This is a genomic window from Streptococcus sp. 4886 (assembly GCF_013276485.1).
Taxonomy (GTDB): Bacteria; Bacillota; Bacilli; order Lactobacillales; family Streptococcaceae; genus Streptococcus.
In genome coordinates this window covers 579-19,583 of the sequence record NZ_VMLD01000018.1, presented here as the reverse complement: position 1 = coordinate 19,583, position 19,005 = coordinate 579, and the positions used below count along the sequence as shown (strand labels likewise).

Annotated in this window: 12 protein-coding genes and 1 pseudogene; 2 read left to right on the top strand and 11 right to left on the bottom strand. The window is 39.3% G+C overall.

Annotation, left to right across the window (positions count from 1 at the left end; translation table 11 throughout):
• Positions 1-2: 2 nt before the first annotated feature.
• From HT679_RS08385 to hprK, 7 genes are all read right to left on the bottom strand, one after another.
• Positions 3-740: an acyl-[acyl-carrier-protein] thioesterase gene (locus HT679_RS08385; protein WP_173214072.1), complete on the bottom strand. Its 738-nt coding sequence runs from the start codon at positions 738-740 to the stop codon at positions 3-5.
• A 4-nt stretch (positions 741-744) separates the two neighbouring features.
• Positions 745-1,875: a radical SAM family heme chaperone HemW gene (hemW, locus tag HT679_RS08380; RefSeq protein WP_173214070.1), complete on the bottom strand. Its 1,131-nt coding sequence runs from the start codon at positions 1,873-1,875 to the stop codon at positions 745-747.
• Between the two features lie 180 nt (positions 1,876-2,055).
• Positions 2,056-12,594, bottom strand: a complete 10,539-nt coding sequence (locus tag HT679_RS08375) for a YSIRK-type signal peptide-containing protein (protein ID WP_173214068.1) — start codon at positions 12,592-12,594, stop codon at positions 2,056-2,058.
• A 461-nt stretch (positions 12,595-13,055) separates the two neighbouring features.
• Entirely contained in the window at positions 13,056-13,445 is a 390-nt protein-coding gene (locus HT679_RS08370; RefSeq protein WP_173214060.1) for a YtxH domain-containing protein, read from the bottom strand.
• A 14-nt stretch (positions 13,446-13,459) separates the two neighbouring features.
• Complete coding sequence (locus HT679_RS08365) at positions 13,460-13,843, bottom strand: DUF948 domain-containing protein (protein WP_173214058.1); 384 nt, start codon at positions 13,841-13,843, stop codon at positions 13,460-13,462.
• Positions 13,844-14,632, bottom strand: coding sequence for a prolipoprotein diacylglyceryl transferase (gene lgt / locus HT679_RS08360; protein ID WP_173214056.1), 789 nt, complete (start codon positions 14,630-14,632; stop codon positions 13,844-13,846).
• Positions 14,625-15,560 carry an HPr(Ser) kinase/phosphatase gene (gene hprK, locus HT679_RS08355; RefSeq protein ID WP_173214053.1) on the bottom strand — a complete coding sequence of 312 codons (936 nt, stop codon included), beginning with the start codon at positions 15,558-15,560 and terminating at the stop codon, positions 14,625-14,627. Before hprK ends, lgt begins: the two co-directional genes overlap by 8 nt.
• A gap of 96 nt (positions 15,561-15,656) precedes the next feature.
• Between hprK and HT679_RS11435 the strand changes: the two genes are divergently transcribed.
• On the top strand, positions 15,657-15,815 hold the full coding sequence (locus HT679_RS11435; RefSeq protein ID WP_240149591.1) for a hypothetical protein: 159 nt from the start codon (positions 15,657-15,659) through the stop codon (positions 15,813-15,815).
• A 70-nt stretch (positions 15,816-15,885) separates the two neighbouring features.
• On the opposite strand, the gene rpsU is transcribed toward HT679_RS11435, so the two are convergent.
• Both rpsU and HT679_RS08340 read right to left on the bottom strand, forming a co-directional pair.
• Entirely contained in the window at positions 15,886-16,062 is a 177-nt protein-coding gene (gene rpsU / locus HT679_RS08345) for a 30S ribosomal protein S21 (RefSeq protein ID WP_000048054.1), read from the bottom strand.
• A 138-nt stretch (positions 16,063-16,200) separates the two neighbouring features.
• Positions 16,201-16,908 carry a glucosamine-6-phosphate deaminase gene (locus tag HT679_RS08340; protein WP_000864588.1) on the bottom strand — a complete coding sequence of 236 codons (708 nt, stop codon included), beginning with the start codon at positions 16,906-16,908 and terminating at the stop codon, positions 16,201-16,203.
• Between the two features lie 150 nt (positions 16,909-17,058).
• Here HT679_RS08340 and queA point away from each other — a divergent pair, with 150 nt between their 5' ends.
• Positions 17,059-18,087: a tRNA preQ1(34) S-adenosylmethionine ribosyltransferase-isomerase QueA gene (queA, locus tag HT679_RS08335; protein ID WP_173214177.1), complete on the top strand. Its 1,029-nt coding sequence runs from the start codon at positions 17,059-17,061 to the stop codon at positions 18,085-18,087.
• Between the two features lie 374 nt (positions 18,088-18,461).
• Here the strand turns inward: queA and HT679_RS11600 are convergent, their stop codons facing one another.
• Both HT679_RS11600 and HT679_RS11430 read right to left on the bottom strand, forming a co-directional pair.
• A complete protein-coding gene (locus HT679_RS11600) occupies positions 18,462-18,593 on the bottom strand; it encodes a hypothetical protein (protein WP_262080232.1) in 132 nt (43 codons plus the stop codon).
• Positions 18,594-18,755: 162 nt separating this feature from the next.
• Positions 18,756-19,005 (bottom strand): annotated as a pseudogene (locus tag HT679_RS11430) (N-acetylmuramoyl-L-alanine amidase family protein); the annotation flags it as partial.

Genomic DNA, 19,005 nt, shown 5'->3' with positions numbered 1-19,005 from the left:
CCCTAAGCCTTTTCTATTTCTTGCCAAGTAATAATAGCCTGTGCATTGGTAACACCGTCGCTTGTAATCTCATGCTTGCTTTCCAGTTCAGTCCGTTCAACAGCCGATGTAATCACCCCACCTGGTCGAACTTCCTTGACATACTTGAGGTTGATTTTCTTGGGAATATATTGGGTCAAAAAGTCCGCTCCCATGACCTCAAAAATCCAGTCCAAGTATTTACTGTTATTGACATGACCATTCATATCCAAATCGTAAAAACGGACATGGTAATCCTTGCTGATTGGCTCTTCCAAAGTCTCATACTTTGGTCCGCGGATAAGTTTTTTATCAAAATCAGACTGATACGGAGCCACAATCTCAGGTTCAACAGCATGGACTTTTCGACTGTCTCGATCCATGAGAACAAAGGTCGCCATCATGTGGATAAGGTCCTGTCCCGCTTCATCATAAATGGTAAAGCGACGGTAGCAAAAGAGTCGATTATAGCTCAGGGCTTCCGTCTCGATAGTGATTTCTTCCGCAAAACGAGGCAAACGAACCACCTCAATATCATAATCTGTGATAATCCAGACCAGATTATAGTTTTCCAAAATGGCCTTATCACTAACTCCCAGTTCAATCGACTGCATCCCTGAAACTTGCAGGGACAGCAAAATCACATCTGGAAGCTTGATATGACCGTTCATATCAGCCATATCAAAAGGAATTTTCATTTTCATTTGATAAGTTAAGCCCATCATCCTACTCCAAAATAAATCGTTCTGCTACGATGTCTCCTAAAAAGAGACCTCTTTTTGTCATGCGCACGCGATCACCGTCTATTTGCATGAGACCTTGTTGCACCAAGTCTCTGACAATTTCTCCATAAAGTCCATCGAAAGACCGTCCAAATTTTTCTTCAAATCGCGCCATAGAGACCCCTGATTTCTTGCGGAGCCCCAAGAACATTTCTTCTTCCATTTGCTCTTTTTGACTCAGGTGCTCTTCTGTGATGCGAGCATTACCTTCCTCAACTGCACTGAGATAATGACGAATGGGACCATGATTTTTATAGCGCACTCCATTGACATAACCAGATGCTCCAGCACCGATGCCATAGTATTCAGCATTGTCCCAGTACATGAGATTGTGACGACTTTCAAAACCGGGTTTGGAGAAATTGGAAATCTCATAATGCTCAAAACCAGCTCGCTCCAGCTCTGCGATGATGTACTCAAACATCTCCGCTTCCAGTTCCTCCTTAGGCAGAGGCAATTTCCCTCGTCGCATACGGTTCATAAAGACCGTATGATTTTCTAAAATCAAGCTATACAAACTCATATGGGGAATATCAAGTCCAATGGCCTTAGCCACATTTTCCTTGACCTGCTCCATGGTCTGACCAGGCAGTGCATAAATCAAATCGATGGAGATATTGTCAAAACCAGCCAGTTTCAGGCGATCGATATTTTCATAAATATCTTTCTCCAAATGACTGCGCCCAATTTTTTTCAGCATCTTGTCGTCAAAGGTCTGCACACCTAGCGACACACGATTGACAGCCGAGTTCTTCAAAACAGCTATCTTATCTGCATCCAAGTCGCCTGGATTGGCTTCAATGGTCAACTCCTCCAAGACAGACAAGTCCAAGTTTTTAGTCAAGCCCTTCAATAACACCTCCAGTTGCGGAGCTGACAAGGCTGTTGGTGTCCCACCACCAATGTAGAGGGTCCGCAACTTTTGAATATCATAATAACGAAACTCTTCTAACAGATGCTCTAAATAGCTGTCGACTGGCTGATTCTTGATAAAAACTTTTGAAAAATCACAATAATAACAAATCTGGGTACAAAACGGGATGTGCACATAGGCTGACGTTGGTTTTTTCTGCATAATAATTATTATACCACAAAAGCGAACAATACTTAGAATTCCCTTTAACAAAATCCTAGCATTGTTCGCTTTCTTTCTCTAAACATTCTTTGTACTTTATGGATAAAACAACTATCAGAATCAATCTAGTTCGTTGTTAAAACACAAAAGAATGAATGTTCATTTGACTAAATTTTTATTTTAGTCTTCTTTTTTCTTTCTAAGAGCAAGTCCGAGACCGCCTAGCATACCAAGAAGTCCTAGAGATGCAAGAGTCGCATTTGATTCTGTTCCTGTATTTGGCAATACATTTTGAGAATCATTTGACTTAGCTCCTTTATCAACAGTAGTCTTAGTATCTACCTGATCTGCATTTGGAGTAACTGCATTTGGAGTTGGACTAGTTGGTGTAGGTGTATCTTGACCAGAATCTCCATCAGTAGAAGGTTTGACTGGCGTATCAGGTGTCACTGGTGCAACTGGATTTGTATCTGTTGGTGTTGCTGGTGTTACCTTAGCTGGAGTTTCTACTGGAACTTCTACAGCTGGTTGACCTGGTTCAGTAATCTTACCTGTACCTGGAACTTTACCGTCTGGTAATTCACTGTTTGGTATTGTAGCTTTTCCGTCTTGTCCAATTATTACGACAATTGGTGTGCCATTCTTACCTGGAATTTCTACCTTCGTTCCTGGTGGATATGTTGAACCATCTGGTTTCTTAGGCGTTACTGTAACGTCACCTGTATTTGGATCTTGATAAACATCTAGTGTTGGTATCTTACGGGCTGGGGTTGTTACAATTACTTCTACAGGATCTTTTCCTGGTTCAGTAATCGTTCCTTTTCCTGGTTCTATTCCATCTGGTAAATCTTTATTAGGTATAGTTCCTTTTCCGTCTTTTCCAATTATTACGACGATAGGTTTACCATTCTTACCTGGTATTTCTACCTTAGTATTTTCTGGATATAGTGTTCCATCTGGTTTCTTAGGTGTTACCGTCACATCCCCTGTATTTGGATCTTGATTCAACTCTACTGTTGGTGTCTTACGAGCTGGGGTTGTTACATCCACCGGATTAGATGGTTTCTTACCTGGTTCTGTTACGGTTCCTTTTCCTGGTTTAGCTTCTTTTGGAAGTTGGTCATTTGGAACTGTTCCTGAGCCATCTTTTCCAATTGTCACTACTATAGATGTTCCATTTTCTCCTGGAATTTTCACCCTACTACCTTCCGGATACGTTGTTTTATCTGTTTTCTTCTTCGGTGTGACGACTGCATCTCCATTTGGTTTTATTGTGATTTCAATTGTACCTAATTCTGCCGTTTCTGGCGCAGTAGGATCAATTTTTTTCGGTGTTTCTACCTTAACTTCAACTGTTGTCTTACCTGGTTCCTTAATCCTACCTGTTCCTGGAGTATCTTCATCAGGTAAATCATTATTTGGAACTGTTCCTGTTCCATCATTTCCGATTGGTACAACGATTGGCTTGCCATCTTTCCCTGGAATTTCTACCGTAGTTCCTGGTGGATATGTTGTTCCATCTGGTTTTTTCGGTGTGACGGTGACATTTCCTGTAGCTGGATCTTGTGTCAGCTCTACTGTTGGAGTCTTACGAGCAGGTGTCGTTACAGCTACTGGTTGTGACGGTTTCTTATTCGGCTCTGTTACAATTCCTTTTCCTGTGACAGCTTCTTTTGGAAGTTTATCATTTGGAACTGTTCCTGAGCCGTTATCTCCAATCGTTACAATAATAGATGTTCCATTTTCTCCTGGAATCACAACCTTAGTTCCTGATGGATATGTTGAGCCATCTGGTTTCTTAGGTGTAACTACTGCATCTCCATTTGGATTTCTTGTAATTTCAATCTTACCTGATTGGTCTGTTTGAGGAGCGATTGGATTGATTTTACCTGGCGTTAGCACCTGAGCTTCCGTAGTTGGTTTTCCTGGTTCTGTAATCTTACCTGTTCCAGGTACATTTCCATCTGGTAAGTCGTTATTTGGAACTGTTCCTGTTCCACCTTGTCCGATTTCTACTACAATTGGATTACCATTTTTACCTGGTATTTCGACCTTAGTTCCTGGTGGATATGTTCCTCCACCTGGCTTCATAGGAATCACTGTTACATCTCCAGTTTTTGGATCTTGATCCAAACGTATAGTTGACGGCTTACGAGCAGGCGTTATCACATCCACTGGTTGTGACGGTCTAGCTCCTGGCTCTGTTACTATTCCTTTTCCTGGCACTTCATCTTTTGGAAGTTTGTCATTCGGAACTAATCCAAAACCATCTTTTCCGATTGTCACAACAATAGGTGTTCCATTTTCTCCTGGAATTTTCACAGTCGTTCCTGCTTGATATGGTGTTCCATCTGGTTTCTTAGGTGTAACAATCGCATCTCCATTTGGTTTTCTTGTGATGTCAATTTCAGTTGGTTGTTCTGTAGCTGGATGATTTGGATTGATTTTTTTCGGTGTTTCTACCTTAACATCTATCTCAGGTTTACCATCTTCTTTAATCTTACCTATTCCTGGAGTATCCTCATCAGGTAAATCATTATTAGGAACTGTACCTTTGCCATCTTTGTCAAGTGTTACTTCAATAGTTTTTCCATCTTTTCCTGGAATTTCTACCTTAGTATTTTCTGGATATAGTGTTCCATCTGGTTTCTTAGGCGTTACTGTGACATCTCCAGTATTTGGATTTTGTCCCATTTCCACTGTTGGTTTCTTACGAGCTGGTGTTGTTACAGCAACTGGCTGTGATGGTTTTTTATTCGGTTCTGTTACTGTTCCTTTTCCTGGTACTTCATATTTTGGAAGTTGGTCATTCGGTACTTCTCCTGAACCATTTTCTCCTATTGTTACTACGATGCTTGTTCCATTTTCTCCTGGAATTTTCACTTTAGTATCTTTAGGATAATTTTTTCCATCTGTGGTCTTAGGTGTAACTACAGCATCTCCATTTGGTTTTCTTGTGATTTCAATTGTACCTAATTCTGCCGTTTCTGGCGCAGTAGGGTCAATTTTTTTCGGTGTTTCTACCTTAATTTCTACCTCTGCTTTGCCATCTTCTTTAATCTTACCTGTTCCTGGAGTATCTGTTTCTGGTAAATCATTATTAGGAACTTTTCCTGTACCATCTTTTCCAATTGTTACAGTGATTGGATTTCCGTTTTTCCCTGGAATTTCTACCTTAGTTCCTGATGGATATGTTGTTCCATCTGGTTTTTTCGGTGTTACTGTTACATCTCCAGTTTTTGGATCTTGATCTAATTGTAATGTTGGTACCTTTTTAGCTGGTGTTGTAATATCCACTGGTTCTGATGGTTTTTGATTTGGTTCTGTAATGATAGCTGTTCCTGGTACATCTCTTTCTGGTAAATCACCATTTGCAACTGTACCTGAACCATTTTCACCGATTACTACATCAATCGTTTTTCCATCTTTGCCTGGGATTGTTACAGTAGTTCCTGTAGGATAGTTTGAGCCATCTATTTTCTTCGGTGTTACTGTAACATCTCCTGTGCTTGGGTTTTGAGTTAACTCTACCGTTGGTGTCTTACGCGCTGGTGTTGTTACATCTACTGGTTTTGATGGTTCTTTATTTGGTTCTGTTACGACACCTTGTCCTGGTACTTCTGTTTTTGGAAGTTGATCATTTGGCACTGTTCCAAAACCTTCTTCTCCTATCGTTACTACTATTGTTGTTCCATTTTCACCTGGAATTTCTACCTTCGTATCTTTAGGGTACGGTTTTCCGTCTGGTTTTTTCGGTGTAACAATTGCGTCTCCATTTTTCTCACGTGTAATAGTTATTTCCACAGGAGTTTGTGTTGTAGCAACTTTTGGATCTGTTCCGTTTTTCTTTTCTTCTTCATCTGAAATTCCATCATTATCATCATCTTTATCTGTCACATCTGGATCTCCATCTCCATCTGTATCACGTTGAATAATAACTGGAACTTCTACTCGAATTTCCTCATCACCATTCTTAACTTTAACTGGAATGTTGATTTTACGTTCTTCATCACTACCCCAATTAGTTACGCTCGGTGTTCCTGTTAATTTACCATCTTTATCAACACTTAATCCATTTACTGGGTTTTCTGTTGTAATTGTTGAACCGTCTTTATTCGGTGTGACAACTTTCGCTAATGTTGAAGGAACTGGTTTCTTCTCTGTAACTTTAGTTGGATCTGAAACTTTTGCAGTTAGGTTGTTTGCATTTTTCGGATCTGTTCCATTTGCTTTTTCAACTTCATCTGGAATTCCATCGTTATCATCATCTGTATCTGTAACATCTGGATCTCCGTCTCCATCTGTGTCACGTTGGATTGTTACTCGAACTGTTACGTCTTTTTCTTCCGTTACTTCTTCTTTACCATTTTCTGTGAATTTTTCTACAACTTTAGTAACTTTAACCGGAATGTCGATAGGGCGTTCTTCTTCCTCTTTATCCCAATCATTTACTGTTGGGATTCCTTCCAGTTCGCCTTTATCATTGACTTTTAGTCCGTTCACTGTTCCATTTGGGGCGTTTGTTACAATCGTTGAACCTTCTTTATTTGGAGTTACAACTTTTATTGGAGTAACTGGTTGTTTCTCCTTCACTTTGTCTGGATTTGTAACTGCTACTTCTAAATCATTTGCAGCTTTTGGATCTGTTCCGTTTGTATCCTCTACAGTGTCTGGGATTCCATCGTTATCATCATCTGTGTCTTCTGAATCTGGGATTCCATCATTATCTGTATCACGTTGGATTGTGACTGGAACTTTTACTATGATTTCTTTATCACCATTTTTTACTTTAACCGGAATTAAGATATGACGTTCTTCTTCGTCTTTTTTCCAATTATCTACTGACGGTGTTCCTTCTAAGTTACCTTCATTATTGACTTTCAAGCCATTCATTGGATTTTCTGTCGTAATTGCTGAATTTGGCATATTCGGTGTGACAACTTTTGTTGGAGTTACTGGTTTTTTCTCTTTAACTTTAGTTGGTGAAGCAACTATTGCTGTTAGATTATCAGGAACTTTTGGATTTGTTCCATTACTTTTCTCTACTTCATCTGGAATTCCATCATTATCATCATCTGTATCTAAAACGTCTGGTGTTCCATCTCCATCTGTATCACGTTGGATTGTTACTGGAACTTTAACGGCAACAGTTTCTATAACATTTTCTTTACCATCTTTCTTTCTCGTTACTGTAACCGGAATGTTGATAGTTTTTTCTTCATCATCGCCCCAATTGTCCACTGTTGGAGTTCCTGTTAATTTACCTTCTCCATTAACTGTCAGACCGTTCACTTCTGGCGTAGTTGTAGTAATTGTTGCATCTTTTTTATTTGGAGTGACAACTTCTTTTGGAGTAACTTCTTTTTTCTCCAGCACTACATTCGGTTTTGTAACTTTCACACTTAGTCCGTCTGCAGTTTTTGAATCTGTTCCATTATTCTTTTCATCTTCATCTGAAATTCCATCGTTATCATCATCTAAATCGTCAACGTCCGGAGTTCCATCGTTATCTGTATCACGTTGGATTGTCACTGGAACATGTACCGTAACTTCCTCTTTTGGAGTTCCTTCTTTTTCTCTCGTAATTTTAACAGGAATTGTGATATTACGTTCTTCTTCTCCGCCAACCCAATCATTTACGGTTGGTGTTCCTTCTAATTTACCTTCTCCATTCACTTTCAATTCATTTACTGGATTTTCTGTTGTAATTGTTGAACCTTCTTTATTTGGCGTTACAACTTTTGGTAAAGTCGTCGGTACTGGAGTTTTTTCTTTCACTTTAGCTGGAGCTGTAACGATTCCTGTCAGACCATTTGCTACTTTTGGATCTGTTCCATTTCTCTTTTCATCGTCATCTGAAATTCCATCGTTATCATCATCTGTATCTGTCACATCTGGATTGCCATCTCCGTCTGTATCGCGTTGGATTTTAACCGGTACACTTACATTAGCTTCTTCCGAATCCTTCTTAACTTTTACTGGGATAGTAATATCACGTTCTTCTTCACCTTCACCCCAAGAGTCTACTTTTGGAGTTCCTGTTAAACTTCCATTATTATCAACGGTTAATCCATTTACAGAAGCTGGTGTTTCAATCGTTGATCCTGTCTTATTTGGTGTAACAACTCCTGGTTCAGTCACTTGTTTATTCTCAGTAACAGTAGATGGTTTTACTGCTCCTGTTAGACCATATGAGGTTGGCTTGTCTGGTTTATCAAAAATCTTTGGATCTGTTCCCTTTGCCTTTTCTTCCTCATCCGTAATTTTGTCACCGTCATCATCTGGATCTGTAGTGTCTGGTTCTCCATCTCCATCCGTATCACGTAAAATTGTAACTGGTACGCTTACTGTGATTTCTTCGTTTCCATTCGTAACTTTAACTGGAATTGTGATAGCACGTTTTTCTTCGTCTTTGCCCCAATTTTCTACTTTTGGCGTTCCTGTTAATTTACCTTCTCCATTAACTGTTAATCCATTCACTTCATCTGGCGTTGCAATCGTTGAACCCTCTTTATTTGGTGTGACAACTTTTTTAGAGTCAACTGCACGTTTCTCCAAAACTTCATTTGGTTTCGTAACTTCTGCTGTCAAATTCGTAGGTACACTAATATTTACACTAACGTTATCTGTTGTTTTATCTGGATACTCTACCACAACAACTGCCGAGACAGTTTGTCCACCTTGGCTCGTATCTGGTGGCGTTAACCAATGATATTTTGTTCCTTGTGGCAAATCTTGTTTGTTTCCAATACTATCTTCTGCGTTAGGTGTTGAGTTTTTAGGAACTGTTCGATTGATTCCTACTGGGTTATACTTGTCATTTTGTCCTTTAACTACAATTTCAATTGTTTTTTCAGCCTTATTATCATTCTTATCATAAGCTGTAATCGTTACTTTTGTTACTCCTGAGGCTCCAGTTGGAGTTCCTACGATTTGATTATTTTCAAATTTCAATCCATCTGGTAAGTCTTTTACTTCGATTGGAGTATCTTCACGCATTCCAACTCCACCATCGTTATCTTTAGCTGTTACTGGAATTGGTATAATTTCCTCACGATTTGTAACTGTAGCTCCATTAGCTGAAATCGTTGGTGCTGTTCTATCACGTGGTGTTACATCAAATGAGAAAATCACTGGTGTAGCTTTATTTCCTGCATCATCTGTTGCGTTAAATATAATTGTATTTTGTTTACCAACATCTTCAGCTATAGTATTAATTGTAATCTCTATTTCTTTTTCTTTTTCTGTATTTTTCACATATCTAGACGACACTACTCCTGTTGTTCCAACATTGTACCTCTTAAAATATTTAGCTAAAAATTCAGTCGCTTCAAAAGTAACATTTTTATCATCTTTTGCTTTTACTCTAAATGTTATAGTTTCGCCTTCTACTACTTTTAGGTTGTTAGCAGATAGTGTTAAAATAGGTGGTTCATTATCCGGTTTTATTGCAGTTGCTTTTGCTGGTTCTGAATCATCACTCGTTCCATTTTTGGTGATAGCTGTTACAACTGTTTCATTTTTTACTTTTTCAGCAGGGATTGTAATTTCACCTGTGTCTTCATTGATGTTGATTTCTGGATCATCTGAAATCCATTGATTAAATGGATTTTTTGTTCCTACTACTGTTTTTGGTGAATCATCTTCTCCTGTGTAAGTAACCGTAATTTTATCTGCTTTGGTTGGATCTTGTGGTTTTGCTGTTACAGACCCATCCTCATTTGCCGTTACTGTTGGTTTTTCTGGTTTTGGTGCTCTTGCTGTTTCTGTTGCTGGGTCTGAGTCAACACTATTTCCATTTTTTGTGATAGCTGTTACTACGGTATTATCTCTTACCTTATCAGCTGGAATTGTAATTTCACCTGTATTAGAATCAATAGTTACACCTGGATTGTTCACAACAGTCCATGTACCATCATTTCCTTTATTACCTACTACCGTTACATTTGTTCCATCTTCGTCTTTATAAGTAACCGTAATTTTATCTGCTTTGGCTGGATCTTGTGGTTTTGCTGTTACATTACCGTTATTTGGTGCAGTTAAGATTGGTTTTTCTGGTTTTGGTGCTTTTGCAGTTGCTTTGGCTGGAGCTGATTCATCACTGTTTCCATTTGTTGTAACTGCTGTTACTTCTGTATTATCTTTGACTTTATCAGCTGGAATTGTGATTGCACCAGTACTTGCATCGATTTGAACGTCTGGATTACCCGTAACAGTCCACGTTCCATTTCCACCTTTATTTCCTTCAGCCGTCTTATTAGAACCATCTTCTCCTGTGTAGCTAACTTTAATTTTATCTACTTTCGTTGAATCTTGCGGTTTAGCTGTTACAGATCCATCTTCTTTTGCTGTTGCTGATGGAGCTTCTGGTGTTTTTGCCTTATCCTCTGTAACATGAATAGGTGCATCTACAATAAATGTTCCACGTTCTGGAATAATGACTTCCACTTTACCATACACAGGTGCATTTGGTGCTGTAGCTTTTGATACATCTGGATCTTTAAACCAACGGTATGTTGTACCAGCAGGTAACTCTTTTGTATTAGCAATACTATTAATTGCATCTGGAACGACACCTTTATTAGTTGTTTGCTCTTTAGATACTGGTTTAAGATTATATTTAGCTGCTTCGTCTGGTTTCAACGGTAATACACCGATAATTGCATTTTCACCAGTTCTATAGCGTCTATATCCACCCTCTGTATATCCTCCATAAGCAAGGAATGGGTCATTGGCTAGACGTTTTTTTATTTCGTCAAGCATAGGGTTATTAGTGTTTTTATCTCCCCAATCCGACATAATACTATCATTTAGCTCTTTTCCTTCAAGAATTTTCGTCTTGAAAGTAATAATTGAACGTTGCCCTGCAACTACGTTCATTCTGTCTTCTATAACACCTCGAACAAGATTGTATTCAAGACCATCTTTACGAATCCCCAATATATCACTAACACGAGAAAAGGCATCGTTGTTAGGTTCTGTACCATCTCCGCTATTTTTACGATAAATATTAAACCTCCAATTATTCAGTCTAGTACCAGCCTCTGGGTTTATATATTTAAGCCATCCGTCTACATTTTCAGTATAAGCCGCCCCTGAACGTCGGACGCCATCTTTTACATAAGCACGAAAAGCAGAGTGTTCATACTCCCATGCTGATGCACTAACATAATCCTTATGGAAGGTCTGTTTTCCATCTTGGTATTTTGTATACGTAAATTCATAAGGATCTCCAACCGTACGTGGAATCGCAAGTGAAATTTTTTTAGAAACACCAGCCAATCCATTTGGTCTTGGCCCTGAATCTAATATCCAGTAATAATATTTATCCCCATTATTTTCAATACGCATTTCACGGTAAACACGAATATTGTCATAGGCTTGATCAGCAGTTCCCTTACTTACGAAGGCATATTGTTTTGTATCTGGAGAGAACACGTCACGATGTGAATAGTTAATCATAGGGTTTTTAATCCAACCAACCCCGAAGTCTGTTACTTTCGTGTTACGTACTGTACTTGTTCCACGACCAACTTCTTGACCATTCTTTTTGATAACAGTTGTAACAACCGCATCGTTTACCATTAAGTTCGTATCAACATTGACTGTGAAGTATCCATTTGATTGTGATCTAGTTGTGTATTTTCTTCCGCCGATTGATACTTCTACATCAGCTTCTGCCGCTGTATATCCATCAACTTGTGCAATTCCTGCTAAACTATCATTAAAAGCTACTGTATCTGTTTGTTTTACTGTAGTAGTAGTAACAGTCTGTCCATTAACCACTAATTCAACAACATCTCCAACTTCAATACCTGGGGCATTTAATTTAAAAGCTCCAGTATCGTCTAGTGTAGAAGTCAATACAGTTGTGCCATTTCTTTTAATCTCAATTGTTGAAGATGGCGTTGCATATCCTGTAATAAATCCAGAGTTGGCTACAACGATTCCTAACTCACCACGTTTGGTATTTTTATCAATAGGTGCTGAGCGAAGATCAGATCCTTCTTCCATGGTTTCGCCATTACGTGAATCACGAGACCCAGTATTGGCAATCGTATTTTCACCTTCTTTTAAAACCTTCTTAGGCGCATTTATCTTAGGCATCGAAGATAAGACAAAAATCTTCTCATTAAGTTTTTTAGCGATTGCATCAATTTCAGCTTGTGTCAATTCAAGACTATTGTTATTAAGCACACTATTAGCTGCTTCTAAATCTGCCTGGATTGCGGCAAGGGTCGAAGCTGGAGCTTTTTCCTTGTTGACCTTATCCAAGAGTTCTTGAACTTTTGTAATATTAGCTTGTAATTTAGTCTTATCTAATGTTTGTTTTTCAACTACCTCTTTATCAAGGGCAGTAGTCTCGTTTTCAGATGCATTCTCAGTTGAAGTTTCAGGTAGTTTCTCAGATAAAGTCTCAGCCGGATTCTCAGCAGTGGTTAGTGATTTTTCTTCTTTACCTGTAGTTAGAGAATCTTCTGTTTTAGGCAAATCTACTATTGTAGCAGTATGAGCCTCTTCTTTATCTGGGATAACCGGTGCTTCAGTAGTATCTGAAACTTGAGCAGCCTCAACTCGAACAGCCTGATGCCCAGACAAAAACATCAATGCCGCAACAGCTACTGAAGCTGCACCAAAGCTATATTTACGAATCGAAAAGCGCAGTACCTTTTCACCTTGCTGTCGATTTACTTTATATGAATTCGATTTGTGTTCCATTTCTCCTCCTAAGGAAAATATAATAAAAAAGCAATCTTTATAACTTCAACTCCTTAAAAAGAGTTAAGCTACAAAAATCACTATGATGATTGCTATAGGCAAATAACATCACAGCTATCACAGCTATCACAGCTATCACAGCTATCACAGCTATCACAGCTATCACAGCTATCACAGCTATCACAGCTCAATTATACTATTTTCTACATACTTAATCAAATATTTGGCCTTATATTCTTTAACATTCGAAAATATTGTATATTTAAGTATAACATTGTGAATATATTGATATTTTTTTAAAAACAACTCTGTTCACAAAAAAGTAGATTATACTTATCTATTTTCAAAAATCATTAAATTTCTTTTTATTTAAGGTTTTATCCACATAAAAAAACCTATAAGCTCTATAGAGGTATAATCCACTAGAGAGTTTATAGGACCTAGAATAGTTACTATTTCTTTTATTCTTCTGTTATGTCAATCACAATCTCTTCTGATTCATCAAGAGTTTCGGCCTTTTCTTGCCATTGCTCTTTGAGATTATTGAATCGATCTTTTGATGCTTCTGTCGCTTGGCGAGCACATGATTTGGCTTGAGCAAGGATGCTGTCCACAGTGATTTCACCTGACTCAACCTGTTCTTTGGTTTTCAGAACAAAATCTGTAGCTTGCTCCTTAACTTCTGTCAGTTTTTCACAGACCTGCTCCTTGGCATACTCTGGATCTTCTCTCAAATCATCCAGAAAATCTTGAGCCTGACTGCAAACTTGTTTGCCCTTGTCACTTGTTAAAAACAAGGCAAGAGCTGCACCTGAAACGGTTCCTAAAAGGATTGAGGATAGTTTACCCATAAGGATTCTCCTTTTTATTTTTTGAAAAATTTACTTGCAAGACGAAGAGCTGACAAACTTGCCCCAGTCTTGAGTGTTTTTGAACCAGCTGATGAAGCTTTCTTGCTCAAGACACGCGCATGGTCATTGAGGTCTGAAACAGATAGAGACAAATCTGCAACAGCACTAAAGAGTGGATCAATCGTTGCCATCTTGACATTGATATCATCTGCCAAGACATTGACCTTAGCCAGCAACTCATTGGTATAATGCAAGGTCACATCTACATCTGAAGTTAATGTTTTAATCGTCTTTTCTGTTTCATCGATAACACGTCCAAGCTTTTGCACAGTAATGATTAGATACACTAAAAATACAATCAAAGCAAGGGCTACAAGAATATATGCAACTTCTAACATTTAGTTTTCCTCCTCTGAAATATAGTAAGGGGCCTTCTTTCGATTTTGATATAGAATGATAAAAATACCCAGTCCGATAAGGACAACTGATAGCCATTGCGATACCCGAAGGCCAAAGAACATGAGACTATCTGTCCGCATGCCTTCGATGACCATACGACCGAAACCATACCAAATCAAGTAGAAAGCAGTGATATGACCTCGTCTGAGGCTCTTCCATTTTCGTCTCAATATCAGAATCAAGGCAAAGCCAAGCAGATTCCATAGAGACTCATAAAGGAAAGTCGGTTGACGGTAGCTCCCCTCAATATACATCTGGTCACGGATAAAGCCAGGTAGATAATCCAAATTATCTACTGCTACACCATAGGCTTCTTGGTTAAAGAAATTACCCCAGCGACCCAAACTTTGGGCAATCATGACGCTAGGCGCCGCGATATCTAGGAAATCCCAAGTGTTAATGAGTTTACGATCAGCAAAGATATAGAGGACAAGAGCCCCTGTAATCAAACCGCCATAAATGGCCAAACCACCATTCCAAATGGCAAAAATCTCTCCGACATTCTGACTATAATAATCAAAACGGAAAATGACATAGTAGAGACGAGCTCCTAAAATAGCCAAAGGAAAGGCTATCAAGATAAAATCTAAAATATCGTCTGGTATAATCTTCTTTCTAGGCGCTTCTTTCATGGTCAAATAAACCGCAAGAATCAAGCCTGTCACAATACACAAGGCATACCAACGAATGGCTAGGGGTCCTAGTTGAATAGCAATTGGATCAAGCATTTTGCACCTCATTTCGAGCGATGAGATTTGTCAAGCGTTCTTCGAACAAACGAGTCGTATCAAAGCCCATTTCCTTTGCACGATAATTCATGGCAGCAGCCTCAATCACGACAGAAATATTACGACCTGTTTTAACTGGAATACGGATACGAGGAATGGCTACGCCAGAAATTTCGAGTTCCTCTGGATTATTGCCAAGACGATCAAAAGTTTTATGCGTATCGTAATTTTCCAAATAGACAGCAAGCTGAACCTGTGAAGAATCCTTGACAGCACTGGCACCGTAGAGACTCATAACATCGATAATCCCAACCCCACGAATTTCAATCAGGTGTCTCAAGATTTCAGCCGGTTCACCCCAAAGAGTAATCTCATCCTTGGCAAAGATATCGACCCGGTCATCAGCTACCAAGCGGTGACCACGTTTGACAAGCTCTAAACCTGTCTCACTCTTACCGATTCCACTATCTCCCTGAATCAAGACACCCATCCCATAGATATCCATCAAGACTCCATGCACACTGGTCCGTTCTGCCAAACGAGAATCCAGATAGCTAGATAACTCTCCAGACAAACGACTAGTAGCCGTACGGCTGGTTAAAATGGCAATCTTACATTCTCTGGCTGCCTTTAACATCTCCTCTGGAACCACCAAACCACGGGCAACAATGACCGCAGGTGTCTCAGGTAGAAACATTTTTTTCAAAACTTCATAACGGCTGTTGGAAGGCATGCTAATCAGATAAGACCACTCCTTCATCCCCAAGAGCTGAATCCGCTCTGGCGTGTAGTAGTCAAAGTAGCCTGTCATTTCAAGACCAGGTCGCGTAATATCCGCTGTATTGATTTCCTTTTCAAGCAATTCTGGTTCGCCATAGACAATGTCTAGTCTAAGCTTTTCAATCACTTCTTTTACTAAAACCGACATCATTTCCTCCTTCAATCGAGTTCTTTTTACTATTATATCAAATTGTAAGAGGATATTTGAGATTTTTGCAGGATTTGGAGTATTTATTTATACTCAATGAAAATCAAAGAGCAAACTAGGAAACTAGCCGTAGGCTGCTCAAAACACTGTTTTGAGGTTGTAGATAAGACTGACGAAGTCAGCTCAAAGCACTGCTTTGAGGTTGTGGATAGAACTGACGAAGTCAGTCACATACATACGGCAAGGCGACGTTGACGTGGTTTGAAGAGATTTTCGAAGAGTATTAAAAGAAAAAGGACTAGATTTCTCTAGCCTTTCATTTCAATTAGAATTTTTTACGTTTACGAGCTGCTTCTGATTTACGTTTACGTTTTACAGAAGGTTTTTCATAGAATTCACGTTTGCGTGTTTCTTGAAGAGTACCAGCTTTAGTAACCGCACGTTTGAAACGACGAAGTGCGTCGTCAAGAGATTCATTCTTACGTACTACTGTTTTAGACATTTTTTTCACTCCCTTCAAGTTCAATATCTATTTTATTCTACACGTAAAAGGAATAATTGTCAAGCAAAAATGCGGTTTAATTTTGATTTTTTCTTACATTTATACAAGAGTTGAAAGCGTTCAATAGAACATTGCTTTTTATTTTTCAAGTAAGCTGAGCGCTTCAGCATCCGCAATAATGGTCACATCAGGGTGATTTTGGAGGCTACTTGCTGGTAGATTCTCAGTCACCGGTCCTGATACTGTTCCAGCGATGGCTTCTGCTTTTGACTCACCGTAAGCAAAGAGAAGGATAGACTTGGCATCCAAGATATTCTTAATCCCCATTGAAATGGCTTGGGTTGGGACGTCTTCAATCTTGTCAAAGAAACGTGCGTTTGCTTCGATAGTAGACTGGTCCAGTTCGACTAGATGCGTTTGACTGTCAAATGGAGTACCAGGTTCATTAAATCCGATATGTCCATTGCGACCGATTCCCAAGATTTGGAGGTCAACTGGATGGTCAGCCAAAATTTGGTTGTAGCGTTCAACTTCAGCTTCAGCATGATCCTTAACACCACGAGGCAAGAAACTTTCTTTAAATGGTTTTTGGTTGAACAAGTTTTCTTGCATGAAGTGACGGTAAGACTGAGGATTGTCGCCATCAAGACCTACATACTCATCAAGGTTGACACTGGTTAGATTTGAAAAATCAAGGTCACTTTCAACAATTTCCTTGTAAAATTCAAGTGGGCTACTTCCTGTCGCAAGTCCTAGAGTTTGAGCGCCATTTGCCAACTTTTCTTTCAAAATCTCAAAAGCAACTTTTCCACCTTCGATTTGGTTTTCAACTTTAATAACTTTCATCTTTTCATCCTCCATTTCTATCTATATTTATTATATGGTATAGACCAATTTTTGTCAAGTGAAAACGGTTTAATTTCTAAAAAAAGAGCGTCCAAACTTGAAACATGTTATAATGGATAAGATTAGAACTTAGAAAGAATGAACAGATATATGAATACAGCTGATTTTGATTTCCACTTACCCGAGGAATTGATTGCCCAAACACCCCTTGAAAAACGGGATGCTTCTAAACTTCTCATCGTCAACCGTGAGACAGGAGAAATGCAGGATAAACACTTCCACTCTATTATTGATATGCTGGAACCTGGTGATGCCCTTGTCATGAACGACACCCGAGTTCTCCCCGCTCGCCTCTATGGTCAAAAAGAGGAGACAGGAGGTCATGTGGAACTTCTCCTACTCAAAAATACTACTGGAGATGAGTGGGAGGTTCTGGCTAAACCTGCCAAGCGCCTCAAGGTTGGCACTCGCGTCAGCTTTGGTGATGGTCGCCTCAGCGCTGTCGTTACAGAAGAATTGACCCATGGGGGCCGTATTGTCCGCTTCGAATACCAAGGAATTTTCCTAGAAGTTTTGGAAAGTCTGGGAGAAATGCCTCTGCCACCTTATATCCACGAAAAACTGGATGACCGCGAACGCTATCAAACTGTTTACGCCAAGGAAAGTGGCTCTGCTGCAGCACCAACTGCTGGTCTTCACTTCACCAAAGAGCTGCTGGCAGAAATCCAAGCTAAGGGTGTTCATCTAGTCTATCTGACTCTTCATGTCGGACTCGGAACCTTTAGACCCGTTTCAGTTGACAATCTGGACGAACACGAAATGCACTCAGAATTTTACCAACTTTCTGAGGAAGCAGCTGCAACCCTTCGCTCTGTTAAGGAAAATGGTGGTCGCGTCATCGCTGTCGGAACCACTTCTATCCGCACCTTGGAGACTATTGGTTCCAAGTTTGATTGGCAAATCCAAGCAGATTCTGGCTGGACCAATATCTTTATCAAACCTGGCTACGAATGGAAGGTTGTAGATGCCTTTTCAACCAATTTCCACCTGCCAAAATCAACTCTGGTCATGTTAGTTTCTGCCTTTGCAGGCCGTGAATTAGTCTTAGATGCTTACCATCATGCCATCCAAGAACACTACCGCTTCTTTAGTTTTGGCGATGCCATGTTTATTTATTGAGCAAGAATTTCTCTAAATCTTCTAATACCAATAAATCGCTAAGACATTATTTCAAAGAACATCTACAATTGAAACTCTAGCTAGCTGTAGAGGACGCCTAGTACATTGAAATTAAAATGCTTCCCCCTAGCTTCGAAAATATTGCCATATATTACATTGACTCTCCAAATTGTTTCATCTATATTTTATTTCAGCTTCCTATATTTTCTTCGCTGTTTGTAAATCAAAAAGCAAGACACATGAGTAGCACCATATTTGTTACTCTTATCTGTCCTCTCAAGAGACTATTATGAGTTGTTTCAGAATCATTCACTACTTTGACCCTGACTCTCCTTAGTCTCAAAATCAAAGACTTATACTCTTCGAAAATCTCTTCAAACCGCGTCAGCTTCATCCACAACCTCAAAACAGTGTTTTGAGCTGACTTCGTCAGTTCTATCTACAACCTCAAAGCAGTGCGTTGAGCAACCTGCGGCTAGTTTCCTAGTTTGCTCTTTGATTTTCATTGAGTATTAAACAAAAAGTGAACAAACCTGAATTCTAATGTACAGAAGACTAGGCTTGTTCACTTTTTTATAGTCGCTATAAGATGAGCTTATCTATAGCTTTTTATACATAATTATATATTCAGACATACTATTATCAATTTTGTCGCAGGGAGGAATCTATTAACGCACCCATTCACCATTATCATTGACTCTATAGCCATCTATACTTGTATTGACCGCTAGCTCACCCGATGCATTTACATAATACCATTTACCACCAACTTGGAACCATTGATTGGCTTTCATAGAACCGTTGCTGTTGAGGTAGTACCATGAACCATTATTTTGTAGCCAACCTGTCTCCATGGAACCATTATCGTTTAGATAGTACCATGAACCATCAACTTGCTCCCAACCTGTTGCCATGGAA

Bases quoted from the DNA above. Each gene is read 5' to 3' on its own strand.
- HT679_RS08385 (WP_173214072.1), bottom strand. From the start codon at position 740: ATGGGCTTAACTTATCAAATGAAAATGAAAATTCCTTTTGATATGGCT.
- hemW (WP_173214070.1), bottom strand. From the start codon at position 1,875: ATGCAGAAAAAACCAACGTCAGCCTATGTGCACATCCCGTTTTGTACC.
- HT679_RS08375 (WP_173214068.1), bottom strand. From the start codon at position 12,594: ATGGAACACAAATCGAATTCATATAAAGTAAATCGACAGCAAGGTGAA.
- HT679_RS08370 (WP_173214060.1), bottom strand. From the start codon at position 13,445: ATGGGTAAACTATCCTCAATCCTTTTAGGAACCGTTTCAGGTGCAGCT.
- HT679_RS08365 (WP_173214058.1), bottom strand. From the start codon at position 13,843: ATGTTAGAAGTTGCATATATTCTTGTAGCCCTTGCTTTGATTGTATTT.
- lgt (WP_173214056.1), bottom strand. From the start codon at position 14,632: ATGCTTGATCCAATTGCTATTCAACTAGGACCCCTAGCCATTCGTTGG.
- hprK (WP_173214053.1), bottom strand. From the start codon at position 15,560: ATGTCGGTTTTAGTAAAAGAAGTGATTGAAAAGCTTAGACTAGACATT.
- HT679_RS11435 (WP_240149591.1), top strand. From the start codon at position 15,657: ATGAAAATCAAAGAGCAAACTAGGAAACTAGCCGTAGGCTGCTCAAAA.
- rpsU (WP_000048054.1), bottom strand. From the start codon at position 16,062: ATGTCTAAAACAGTAGTACGTAAGAATGAATCTCTTGACGACGCACTT.
- HT679_RS08340 (WP_000864588.1), bottom strand. From the start codon at position 16,908: ATGAAAGTTATTAAAGTTGAAAACCAAATCGAAGGTGGAAAAGTTGCT.
- queA (WP_173214177.1), top strand. From the start codon at position 17,059: ATGAATACAGCTGATTTTGATTTCCACTTACCCGAGGAATTGATTGCC.
- HT679_RS11600 (WP_262080232.1), bottom strand. From the start codon at position 18,593: ATGAAAATCAAAGAGCAAACTAGGAAACTAGCCGCAGGTTGCTCAACG.